A 12,238-nucleotide genomic window follows, 5' to 3' on the forward strand; every position below is an offset into this window, starting at 1 on the left:
GGTTTCCATACTCCAGCACTTTCTTCAGTTGTTTTCGGCGGGTAACGAGTCAAGCATCTCACCAACCAGAGCTGCTGAGTACTCCCAGCTAATCAGATTTCCTCCCGCCTCCAAGGATGCACTCGCAAGCTCTGCACGCAAGACATGATTTTCCAACAACTCGGCAAGCGCAGCACCAAAGGCTGAGGGGTTATTGGGTTCCACCAGTCGGGCTGCCGCTAGAGGAACCGTCTCCGAGACCGCACCAGCAGCACAGCTCACAATCGGCAGCCCGTGGGCCATAGCCTCTCCAAAAACCATCCCATAGCCCTCAAAGCTAGTTGCTAGAGCAAACAGCGACGCAGAGCGATAGAGCGCTGAAATCTCGTCATCACTGACAAGACCCGCGAATGTGACTCTGTCCTCCAAGCCAAGCTCTTCGGCCAATACCAGAAGACTTGAAGCGTAGTCAGCATCTAGCGCGGGTCCGGCTATGGTTGCGTTCCAGCGCAATTGCTTGATGCTCGCTAGAGCTCTTAAAAGCACGTCGTGACCTTTGCGTGGCACCTGGATGCCAACCGACAAGATCAAGGGCGGGTTCCTCAGGGAGGCAGTTCCATCTGGTCGATCAATCCCCGGTCTCGCGACGGTGATGCGGTCCGGAGATACTGAGTAATCCGAAATCAGTAGCTGGGCAGTGTGGGGGCTTGGAACGATAACCCGCTTGGCATGCCCCAGATTTATCCGCTCCGAATTGAATAGCGATTCGCGTCGCGTATGGTCAAGGTCACCCTCAAGGGCGAGCGGGTGATGAACAAGCGCCACCAGCTGCGCCTTTAACTCTGCTACAACCTCGGCATCCATGGCACCGAGTGCAAGTCCGTCGATGATTACGATGCTGTCCGCGGGCAGTGCCAAAAGCGCTAAGGCTGCATCTGAGGCGTGGGCGTTTGTAGGATTCGGATAGGAATTACCAAGTTCCAGGTGGGTGAGGCTCCTGCCCTGCAAGCCAAGCTCAAGAGCCAATCTGCGGTCGTAGATGTATCCACCGGATTGAGTTTTGATGTCACCGGGGACAGCAAAGAAAATCTCCTTCATTCCAAACTCCCAAGATCCTGAGCTTCGGCTTTTGGTTGGCGAGCACTTCGCACAAAAGCTAAACCCGGCAAAGCGGCTGCGAGAAACGTCAACCCAAACGCCATACTGGCGGCCAGTCCTTGAGTTGCGGTGGCACCGACGATTGGAAAAAGCGCAACTGCGACCCCTTCGCGCAGACCCCAACCGCTTACGGTAATGGGCAACAGGATAGCGAGAAGAATCATTGGCACCACTGCCAGAGCGTCCAAAAACAAAAGCTCGAACCCGACGGCCCAGGCTGCGAAAGTAAAACCCGCAACGTTGCAAAGCGCTGTTCCCAGGCTGAGCAAGACCTGTCGCCACAACACCCTCGAGGGGGAAAATGCCAACCGAGACGAAACCGCCAGGCCCTTGAGAAGCCGACCCGTTTTCCCCATACTGTTTCGGGCAATCCAAATAAGCACAGCTGAGATGGCCGAAAGGGAAATCAGAATTAGGCCAACTGTCAGCAGCAACCAACTGGGCCAGTCCACAGCTACCGGAATTAGTTGAGTCACGAAAAGTGCAATCAGCATCAGAAGAAAAACTGCGACCTGGCCCGCGAGGCGCTCAAGCACCACGGCTTGACCGGAGGTAAAAAGCCCAGCGGGAGCTCGCGATCGCAACGCTCTGCCGGCATCTCCCAGAATCCCGCCGGGCAAAGCCTGGTTCGCAATTTGCGCCAGGTAGTACTCTCGCAAAGCGGTTCCGCGGCTAAATGAAAGGCCGAGCTGACCGGCGGTTAGCCGCCAGCGCAGTGCCGACAAGACCGTCTGAATCGAGATTACCGCCAGCGATGCAATCAGCCAACTTGGGTTTGCTGAGCGAAGCATTTCTAGCACCTGCTCACCCTCGACCAAGCGCCAAACGAGAACCAAAAGCCCAACCGCAAGTAGCAGCTGCATGAGTCGAATGACCTTCTTGGAATCGAAGCTCTTTAGAGCAAGCCTGAGGCCCAGGAAACGATGTTCAAGGTTGGTGCCGATGGGTTGGAATTTCGAAGAGGTCATGCTCGATTCCGCCACAACCACAAGATGTCTCGACCGAATGACCAAATGAGCAGCCCCGCAGCTAAAGCGGCGATAAGGAAAATAATCCAGCCAGGAAAAATTGGCGCGTTTAGTCCTATCAGACAGGCCACCTGCACCACGCAGATGACCCTCCTTGCCAAACTTTGGGGCAGGGGACGATTTAGCCAGGGTAAAAACCAGGAAGCAGCAACGAATAAATAGCGCGGCATCGCTAGAAGCAAGACCCAGATTCCCGTGAGGCCAGCAGCCCATGCATTGAGGGCAAGCACGACCGAGAATATGGAGTCGACCTCCATATCTAAGCGGGCACCAAACTCCGAAACTCGACCTTCACTGCGCGCTAATCGGCCATCGACACCATCGAGCACTAAAAGACCCACTGCTAAAAAAACGAGCAGCCAAGGCAGCTTATTACCGATCACTGGAGCAAGCAGGGCTGCGACTACGGACAATCGGAACAGAGTTACCAGGTTGCCCTTTCCAAGAAGGGAGTGCGGGTAACCGCCGCGCATTAGGGCCAGGGCGAGCAGTGATCCGATGAGGTAGCTCAGCAGAGCAAAACCAAGCGCCTGAACGTTGACCCCAACAAACAAACTTCCAACCGCAATTACGAGAAATACTCCTAGAACAAGCGTGGCGGACAGCTGGGAGACGGGACTGAACCGGGTCAAAGCTGAAGTCAAGCGCTCATTTAACATTTAGAAATCTTACCTTTTTCAAAATCACATCTACCTCAAAAAGCGCAATTTCGAAGGCCTGATGGCCCTCGCGGCATCCGAGTCACCAAGTTCAGCAGCCTTAATTAGCCACTTTGGGTCACTCTTTGCTTTAAGCTCCAATCGGCCAAGAAAAAACATGGCATCCCTGTTACCTAGTTTTGCTGAGTCTGAAAGCTGCTGCGAAGCACTTGCATAGTCTTCAAAGGACAAGTAATTTAGTGCGATTTCCAGGAGAGACTCTGCATCATTTGAGTCAAGCTTGGAGAGTAGCTTTTCAATGCGAGGGGTTGCCAATTCTTGCTTATTCGCGTTCTTCAGTTTCTGCGGTAGGAGCTTGTCATAGTTGTCTCTAGAACGACCCATGAAAACAATTCACATGCCTAGTTCCACATAGGCCAGGAACCTGATCTGCAAAGCCGGTATTCCGTTTAGATTCCGTTCAACGGGCGGAAATGGACAGGAATGGGCATATCTGCAAAGGGTGGCTTGACGAATAAAATACTGGGATACATTGCCACTCAGGCCCTGGGCAGAGGCAATGCAACATAACTACGGATCAGAAGGTTGGGGGTTCGAGTCCCTCCAAGCGCACCACCGTAGACCCTTTTACTAAAAGGATCTCTACTTCATCGCTTAGCTCCGATTCAGGGAGCTATCACCATGGTCAGCCAAAAACTCAGCCAATCACTCAGCCAAGTAGTCATTAGTCAATCGAACACTTGTTCGCATTCATCGGCGTGTCAGCATTCGATTCACCCCAGCTCAGGCGAGACTGATCATCAAGTCCTGAACTTTCCGGTAGTCCCCGCCCAGCAATTAGCAGGTAACGGTGATTCTAATATCCGCGACTTTGGACGAACAACAACTGAAAAGTTGACGCAGAGCGACACTCTGGCACCCGGCGAAGTTCCCGCAAATAATGCGGGACTCCAATGTTCACAGTTAGCATCCGCTGCGCCTCCACCGAACTCATTTGAGGAGGTGTCTGGCATGCCTGGAATCGGCAACGGATGCATATTTACTACAAGCAATAAATCAGGAAAAACAATCTGGCAGGTCGAAGTCACAGTTGACTACGGACCTAACGGCAAACGCATAAGAACCCGCAGAACTGCCCACAGTTTGGCGGCTGCCAAGAAGCTTCATCGAAAATTGCTAGCCGAACTCTATGCCGGCGATCTAAAAACAAAATCCGCTGAGACGCTAATGGATTACTCGCTTTGGTGGGTTAGAAACGTTAAGAGCCTGCAGGTCAGACAAAGCACGCTGAGCGATTACGAAGATCGTTTGCGCCGTTGTGTGTTTCCACATTTTGGCAATCGGCGATTAGAAGACATTCAATCCAGGGACATCCAAAACTGGCTGTCGCTGCTTCGCTCGTCCGGCAGCGCGACTGCGACTATTAACGGCGCAAGGCAGGTATTGGGGGCAGTCTTTAGTCATGCTGTGAAATCAGGAGTGCTTGCCAAAAATCAAGTGCTCCTTACTGATCGCGTCAGACGGCTCTCAGATGAAAAGACCCAGCTTCAGGAGCCCTGGAACCTTGAAGAGGCCAAGAACGTCCTGCAGCAGGCTGTCGGCAGCCCCTATGACTTGTTCCTAAGGCTTGCGCTGTTGCTAGGGGCCAGAAGAGGCGAAATTCTTGGTCTTCGCTGGAAGGACATTGATTTTACTGAAGGCTTTCTAAAGATAAACGTTTCGCTACGAGAAGTAAGAACCATCCGGGAAGATGGCTCTGGCAAAACTGCGCTTGTCATAGGCGAAACAAAAACCAGAAACAGCAGGCGAAAACTTGCGATCGGCAATGAGGTCTTGTTGGCATTTCAGCGGCACAGGGATCTAATTGCTGCAACAAAAACCGCCGCCGGAAATCGCTGGGCAGAAACTGATCAGGTTTTCGTGAATTCAATCGGTGGCTTGGTTCATCCTGGGAATTTCAGCCGGGGCTTCAAGCAGTTTTTGCAGGAGGCTGATTGCAGAGTGATCCGCATTCATGACATGCGTCACACCGCAGCGGTATTGTCCCTGGCATCGGGGGTTCGCTTAGAGGCGGTATCTCAGGGGCTTGGTCATTCAAGGATAGACATCACTAAAAATGTTTATGCCCCTTATGTTCAACCGCTGATTACTGAATTTTCGATCGGTCTTAGTAACTACCTTGCGCCCAATCAGCAAGTCCAGGTAGTTAGACCCAGTCAGATCTTGGAGGCTGCGAAATGACCATAAAACGTCAAGACGGTTTTGCGATGATCCCAAATGTGATTGCTCGATCTGGCAGGTTGAACCCCAACGCACTGGCTGTTTATGTCTGCCTAAAAAGCCATGCGGGAACAACCAATAAGACCTGGGTATCGCATAAGACGATTTCAAAAGAAGTAAAACTATCTGTCTCGGCAGTAAAGACGGCATTGAAACAACTGAAGGAAGTTGGCCTTATCGACTGGAAAGGAAGAATCAGACCTACAGACGGCAGGCAGACTTCTAATGATTATCAGATATTAGACAGTGAGCGGCGTTTGGCTCGTCTTTTCCCGACTACCCCCCAGTCATCAGGAAGCTACCAAGAAGAACAATCAATAGAAGAAGAATCACTTAACACCCCGTTGTCAAAACGGGGACGAAAACGAAATCAGCCAAGTGATCAAGAACCGGCAACAGCTAAACAGTTTGAACTGATTAGGGAGCTATTTATTGAACATCCAGGCTATATAGGAACTGAGCCAACCATCCAGGAGTTTGATCAAATGTCTAAGGCTGATGCTGATTACCTGATCAACGAGATGAAAGTCTCAAAGTGGAAAGAGGAAATGTATGGGTAGAAAGAGAGGGTAAAAAGAGGGAGGGGGAGGACCCTCCCCTGGCATTAGGCAGCCACGGCGCGATTAGAAGACACGCACTTGCGGGAAACTAACAGGGGGCCTGGGTTGCAATCGGCAGCTTTACTGTTTGTTGGCTGAAGCCTTACTAGCAGGCTATTTCGATGAAGCCAGACAATCTAAAGGCTTCTGCGGTCAAAGCAGCCCGCTGGCTGTTGCCCACTAATGCTGGCGTGAATAGCTCGATTGATTCTTGCTTGATGGGCGATTCCGCACCCAAGCCGTCGCAGTGCTTTTTTAGTTTTTTGATACATGTATATAAGGCCCCCTAATTTGTCTGCTGAAAACCATCAGTTGTTTGCCCACAGGCCTGGATTAGCGCGGGGTTTAGGCACATTGCGGCCTGCAGTGTCAGTTTCAGAGAAAAAAACATGAAAGAAACTTTAAGAAATGTTCGTACAGACCGTAATGTCCGAACCTGTTGTCCGTTACCTTGTCTATGTAAGGGTTTGCTATCTCCTGCTTGGTTGGTGGTAGTCCTCTCTTACAGCCTGTAACCAAATGGTTATGGGCAAACCAAGAAGAAAGATAAATACATGTCTAAAAACACGACTCGCAAGAGTCTGGCTTTTGGTGCAGGTCTGTCTCTAATTGCTTCAGGATTTGCCGGTGTTCCGGCAAATGCTGTTGGCGTTGAAAACTTCGTAACTCTCGTGCCAACTACTGGCTACGCAGATGCTTATGCAGTCATCGCAGACACAGGCAAGACCTTCAGCCTGACCGCTACCGCTGGAGCTTCAGCAATTCACGCCAACAAGGAAATGAAATTCCTTGTAACAGACCCTGAGGCTGTATTCGAGCCTTCTGTAACTTCCGTTGGTCGCGCAATAACTATTGCGGACAGCTCCGTAGTTGCTGTGACCGTAGCAGCAGCTCCAGCTCTGGACACTGTTACGATTACTGATGCCACTGCGGCTGCCTTACTTGTCACAGGCGATGTAATCCAGTTCACCGCAGTCCTCCAGGGTGACATCGCGGCAAATGGCGCACCTGCAACCCTCGCACCGGCCGCAACAGCTTTCTCGGTGACCGTGGTCAATAACGATATTTCGTTCAAGACAACGACTAACTTGGGGGACGCACTCCTTGTGAAGATTGAAGGCGCCGAGCCAGGAACCGTTATCCGCGAAAACCGTAACGCCGACAACTCATTTATTGTCGACTCCGGTGACGCTGACGGCACAGTAGCAGCACTTGTTCTTCTCGCTCCTGATGCTGTAACCAGATCTGCTACCGTCACAGCATTCGTTGACTTCGTTGAGAATGACGAAATCGGTCAGCTTGACTACGTCTCTCCAGCACGTACAGTTACATTCGTAACTGATGCTGAACTAACTGGATCGTTCTCACTAACTGCACCTAACGAGGGTGACACTGCCCTTGCAGGTACTTTCACCACAACTCCATTGTTGAACGGTGTACAAACAGCCGATGCTGCTTTGTTCGCAGCTCTCTTCACTCGTCAGGGTGACCCAAAGACTGCGGCTCTTGTTGTCGACTCAGCAGATCAGAATGCAACCACTGGATTGTGGCCCGCCTCAGCAGCAACAGCGGCGGCTACTACCCTTGAGCCATGGACAGCTGATGCAGTACTTCCAGGCGTGACTGCCTGGGGCCACACTGCTCCTACTGCTCGTGCGGCAGGCGTCATTGGCGCAGTGTCCGTAACTGCTGCGAAGGTAGCGACTGTGACAACTGGTGCAGTTCACAACCTGAAGACCGGCGACAAGATCACATATGCTGCCGCTGATATTGCGGTAATGAATGAGACTGCGGCGATCGTTACAGTGGTGAGCACCACGGTATTCACCTACCCACTATCTGAGACCACAGCCGTAACTGCTGCAACAGACACTGACGAAACTGCTGGTGGTTACACCATCGTGCTTTCTTCTGAAAACGTCTTCGCGGGTGACTACTCAGGACAGCTAGCAATCGACACTGGAGCTGACAACAAGTACGACAAGGTTGGCACCGCAAGTGCTTTCGCTGTTATGCCTCTTGTATCTGCAGACGTGTCATTCTCGACTGTTGCAAGCACTGTTCTACAGGGAACCAGTGGAGTTATCACTGGTGACGCAGCCACAGACGCAAAGGTTGCAGCCGGTACCCTTAGCACCACAGTTACCGCTACTGTCCTAACTTCGACCGGCGTTGCTGTTGGTGCGGGTCGCTCAGTGGCCTACTCCTTCGCTGCTGGTGCAGCTGCTGGAACCATCAAGGTAAACGGTTATCTAACCGGGGCTGCAAAGCCTTCACTTACCACTGACGCCAATGGCCAGGTTAGCTTCCTAGTAACCGACACCACGGGTACCGACGGCAAGGCTGTAACAATCACAGCTACTCCTGAGGGTGTTACCGCTGCTGCTTCAGCTTTCACAGTTGAGTGGGACACGGCTGCACTTACCATGTACGACCTAAACACATCTACCGCTGCTGGTCTTGCGACCAGCGCACGCATGGTCTCAGCTGGGACAAGTTATGAACTTGACCTAATCGTTGCAGACCAGTTCTTCAACCGTGCAGCAGCTGGTGACTACCGCCTAAAGCTTGCTGGTGGTGGAGTGACCGCTGGCTTCGTCAGCTTGGTTGATGGCGCTGCAAAGGTTACTGTTTCCGATGCTGGAGTTGCAACTTCGTACGTAAGCAACCTAACTCTTCAGAAGAAGAGCACTGCTGGCGTCTTTGCGGACACGACTACAACCGTAGCGTTGACCACAAACACCACAACAAAGGGTAAAGTCACGATGTCCGCAGATGCTTCGGCTATCTACGGCACCACGGCAGACCTCGCTGACGCAGTTGCCTCAGTGGCGGTAGTCGAAAGAGACACTCGCGTTGCTTATGCTGCACAGCCTGCTTACACATCAGGTACCGGTGGAGAAGTAGTTGTAGTGGGTAAAGCCACCAACTCTGCTACCGGTGTTGCGTTGGCAAACTCAGTTGTAACCATCTCTGGAGCAAGCAACATCTTGTTCTCTGATGGTGCGGTTGACAAGCGTGGCTCGATTACAGTGATCTCTGATGGAACCGGTCAGTTTAGCGTGAAGCTATACAGCACCACAGCTCAGACAGACACAGTAATCACTGCTACTGCTAACGGCGCAAGTGCCACTTCAAAGGTGTCCTTCTCAGGACAGGGCATTGGAGAGGGAACTGTTCTTACAGTTACAACTCCTGCTGCTGTACAGCCTGCTTCTACCTTCCAGGTAAAGGCAAAGCTTGCAGACGTATACGGTAACGGCGTTGCCGCTGCTACCGTAAAGGTCACCTACTCTGGTTCAGGAATTGTGTTTGGTACCTTGCCAACCACAACCGACGTCAATGGTGAGATCGCGTTCTCTGTTCTACTAGGGTCAAACGACTCTGCTAGTCCAGTAGTTACCGTGTCTTACGACCAGAACGCCGACGGCGACTACCTTGATGTCAAGGACCTAGTTACTACCTCGACTACCGTGATCACCGCCTCTGGCGTTGTATCGGCAGACACCAAGGTAAACGTTGGTTCATTCAAGGGCTACGTAGCACTTTATGCGAAGGGCTATGCAGGCAAGAAGATGAGCGCAATCGTTGCCGGTAAGTGGATAGTGGTTGCTTCACTAGCCTCTGACTTCGAGCGTGTAGTTCGCTACACCGGAGCTGGCTACGACATCGTTACAACCATCTACATTGATGGCGTAATGATTAGCACGTTCAACACAACCACCAAGTAGTAACAACTACTTAGTAGTTCAATAACCACTAACCCCCTTGGCTTCGGCCAGGGGGGTTAGTCATTTAACGGGTAGATCGGAAACCGAAGCTGTTGTTAGGGTTATGGACCTTTTCACTGGCGCTAAACGCGAGAAAAGAGTCAGCCAATCGCTCAGCCAGAAGCGTTGTTTTTCAATAAGCCGCACTAGCCAATACCCCCAAAGACCCCTAGACTGGCGGTACAAACAAACCAGCTAAGCGCCTGAGATAGAACTACGGATCAGAAGGTTGGGGGTTCGAGTCCCTCCAAGCGCACTGAAACCCAAGAAGCCTTCACAACTTCTTGGGCTTCTTCATTTCTGACAACTGACCTGTTCTCATGGGAGTGTCTAGTACTCCAGGCTCGACAAGAGCGGACGGACTTTTTCTAACTCACAGAGTGGTCTATTGAGTCACGACCACAGGCGCTTCCGTGAAGAGCGGGGTTAGGCAATCCGTGAATGTTGCCGTTTGTTACTCGCTCACTTTGAACTTGCGACCGCAGGCCTTACCTTGGGGCTATCTCACTTAGACCACCAACAGGGGGAACAGGAATATTCATGATCAAAGGTATTAGAAAACTCTCGACTATCGGTGCAGCTTCTCTGTTGGCAGTGTCCCTAGTTGGCTGCGCAGCAGCGAGCTCTGGCCCAGATTCGTCCGGAAATCAAGTTGAAGCGGAGGCTGCTTTATTTGACGCAGGAGTAACCACTGTGACTACAACTGAGGGACTAGTCTCAACCGACTGGCTAGAACAAAACCTTGATGATCCAGACTTGGTAATTCTCCAGATTGCAAACGAGGAAGGGCTATACGAGCGTGGTCACATTCCTGAAGCCCAAAAGCTTGACTGGTACTCGGGTCTCACCGGCGGTGAGAGCAGAGGAATCATCGATTCGGAAAGCTTCCAAGCAATCACGTCATCACTGGGAATCAATCAGGATTCAAAGGTAATTGTCTATGGCGAAACCCACCAGTTGTTTGCAACTTGGGCAGTCTGGGTGCTCAAGATCTATGGCTTCAATAATGTTCGACTCTTGGATGGCGGCTGGTCAAAGTGGCAGGCAGAGGGCAAGCAGGTCTCCCTGGCGCAACCAACTGTTGACCCAGGTGACTTTGTGCCAACCGAGGCAAATCTTGAACTTAGGGCCTTTATCGAAGAGGTGGTTGCAACGGCTTCGGCTGGACCGGACGGCAACTCCATCATTGTGGATAACCGCTCCCTCGAGTCCTACGTCGGCGAGGAGACCTCCGGGGCCAAGTTTGACGGCCACGTGGCCTCAGCGGAGAACTTGTTCTCCTTTGCCCTTTTCAACGAAGACGTTAGCTACCTTCAACCGGCAGAGATTGCAGCTGCCTACCAAGCAATTGGTGCGACAGCCGACAAGGAGGTCATCCTCTATTGCGGCACCGGACTGTTGGCAAGCGCCTCATGGTTTGCGCTGACCCAGATTCTTGGTTATGAGGACGTCAAGAACTATGACGGCTCTTGGACGGAGTATGGCAACGCCGAGGACGTTCCAATCGAGAACGCTGATTCCTAATGTCACAAATTGTGATGCCAGACCCGCCCTCGGGCGAAACCACCCAAGAGCGGGTCTGGACTACAGCGGATAGCATCCGTTCCGCCGTTGCACTGGCTCTGATAGCTGGGCTGATTCTTTTGGCCAACTACATAGGTGAGCTGGAAGACTTTGGATCCGATGCTTCGGTGTCGCTTTTAATGGGTTTGGCCTTGGGTGTTGCGTTCGAACGAGGCAGGTTTTGTTTTTTCTGCATCTGGCGAGATGCTATCGATCGCAACTACAACTCTGGCTTGACCTCGATCTACACTGCGCTTGCAGTTGGAGCAATCGGCTACACGGTTCTGTTTGCACTTTTCACTCCAAATCCGGAGGGCACATTGCCACCGGCAGCTCACATTGCACCGGTTGGCTGGCCACTGGTGCTGGCGGCATTTGTGTTCGGCATTGGCATGGCTTTGTCTGGAGCTTGCATCTCGGGACACATCTATCGGTTGGCCGAAGGGTCCCTTAGAGCAATTACCGGTCTTGTCGGAACAGTGATTGGTTTCATGGTCGCTTTCATTACCTGGAACCCCCTCTATGAAGCCGGGATTCGAGATGCGCCAACCATCTGGTTACCCAACTACTTGGGCTACACCGGATCGCTTCTGATCACACTCGCAGCTCTTGCGGCCCTCACCATCTTTGCCCTCAAGCGCTCCGATCCAAAAGAGCAAAAGCGAATTGCACAACCAGCAACTAACCTTGCGCAATTGCGCGAAAATCTCGTTCGAAAAAGGTGGTCACCTTGGCTTACCGGAGTCATTGTCGGATTAGTTGGGGTCGTTGCCTATCTCCGAGTCGAGCCGTTGGGCACGACCAGGCAGCTGAATTCCTGGTCTCAGAACCTAGCGGATTCGGTCGGCATTAGGCCGGAGTCGCTGGCCGGCATGGACACCTTGTCAGGATGTATTGGCGTTATTGGCGAGGTGGTCACCAATAACGGCTGGATAATCCTCGGGTTATTTGTGGCAGCACTTGCCTCGGCAATCAGCGGCAATCGATTTAAGTTCGAATCCATCAATGTGAAAAATGGAGTCACTGCCCTTCTCGGCGGTGTGATGCTTGGTTGGGGAGCATTCACGGCCCTTGGCTGCACCGTCGGAGTTTTGCTATCTGGCATTCAAGGCTTCGCACTTTCTGGCTGGGTGTTCTTACTTTTCAGCTTCTTGGGAGTCTTTGTGGGCATCAAACTGAAACTAAATAAGATCGGACAGTAA

General features: G+C 52.0%; 9 protein-coding genes. 5 read left to right on the top strand and 4 right to left on the bottom strand.

All coding sequences use genetic code 11. The features are described 5' to 3' along the window. Positions 1 to 24 precede the first annotated feature (24 nt). The 4 genes from ABXT50_RS00385 to ABXT50_RS00400 are packed head-to-tail and all read right to left on the bottom strand — an operon-like array spanning position 25 to position 3,208. Entirely contained in the window at positions 25 to 1,077 is a 1,053-nt protein-coding gene (locus ABXT50_RS00385) for a glycosyltransferase family 4 protein (protein ID WP_415274217.1), read from the bottom strand. After that, positions 1,074 to 2,105 carry a lysylphosphatidylglycerol synthase transmembrane domain-containing protein gene (locus tag ABXT50_RS00390; protein WP_415274218.1) on the bottom strand — a complete coding sequence of 344 codons (1,032 nt, stop codon included), beginning with the start codon at positions 2,103 to 2,105 and terminating at the stop codon, positions 1,074 to 1,076. Before ABXT50_RS00390 ends, ABXT50_RS00385 begins: the two co-directional genes overlap by 4 nt. Further along, positions 2,102 to 2,824 (bottom strand): CDP-alcohol phosphatidyltransferase family protein, encoded by a 723-nt coding sequence (locus tag ABXT50_RS00395; RefSeq protein WP_415274219.1) that lies wholly within the window; start codon positions 2,822 to 2,824, stop codon positions 2,102 to 2,104. Before ABXT50_RS00395 ends, ABXT50_RS00390 begins: the two co-directional genes overlap by 4 nt. 30 nt (positions 2,825 to 2,854) lie before the next feature. Continuing rightward, the gene (locus tag ABXT50_RS00400) at positions 2,855 to 3,208 is read right to left on the bottom strand and encodes a hypothetical protein (protein ID WP_415274220.1); all 354 of its coding nucleotides are present in this window, start codon (positions 3,206 to 3,208) and stop codon (positions 2,855 to 2,857) included. A gap of 627 nt (positions 3,209 to 3,835) precedes the next feature. Between ABXT50_RS00400 and ABXT50_RS00405 the strand changes: the two genes are divergently transcribed. The 5 genes from ABXT50_RS00405 (at position 3,836) to ABXT50_RS00425 (ending at position 12,238) form a co-directional block, all read left to right on the top strand. Next, positions 3,836 to 5,065, top strand: coding sequence for a tyrosine-type recombinase/integrase (locus tag ABXT50_RS00405; RefSeq protein ID WP_415274221.1), 1,230 nt, complete (start codon positions 3,836 to 3,838; stop codon positions 5,063 to 5,065). After that, complete coding sequence (locus ABXT50_RS00410) at positions 5,062 to 5,664, top strand: helix-turn-helix domain-containing protein (protein WP_415274222.1); 603 nt, start codon at positions 5,062 to 5,064, stop codon at positions 5,662 to 5,664. Before ABXT50_RS00405 ends, ABXT50_RS00410 begins: the two co-directional genes overlap by 4 nt. Before the next feature lie 593 nt (positions 5,665 to 6,257). Beyond that, the gene (locus ABXT50_RS00415) at positions 6,258 to 9,434 is read left to right on the top strand and encodes a beta strand repeat-containing protein (RefSeq protein ID WP_415274223.1); all 3,177 of its coding nucleotides are present in this window, start codon (positions 6,258 to 6,260) and stop codon (positions 9,432 to 9,434) included. A gap of 579 nt (positions 9,435 to 10,013) precedes the next feature. Then, complete coding sequence (locus tag ABXT50_RS00420) at positions 10,014 to 10,997, top strand: sulfurtransferase (protein ID WP_415274224.1); 984 nt, start codon at positions 10,014 to 10,016, stop codon at positions 10,995 to 10,997. After that, complete coding sequence (locus tag ABXT50_RS00425) at positions 10,997 to 12,238, top strand: YeeE/YedE family protein (protein ID WP_415274225.1); 1,242 nt, start codon at positions 10,997 to 10,999, stop codon at positions 12,236 to 12,238. The genes ABXT50_RS00420 and ABXT50_RS00425 overlap by 1 nt, the downstream gene beginning before the upstream one ends.

The organism is Aquiluna sp. Uisw_065, assembly GCF_047731275.1.
Classification (GTDB): domain Bacteria; phylum Actinomycetota; class Actinomycetes; order Actinomycetales; family Microbacteriaceae; genus Aquiluna.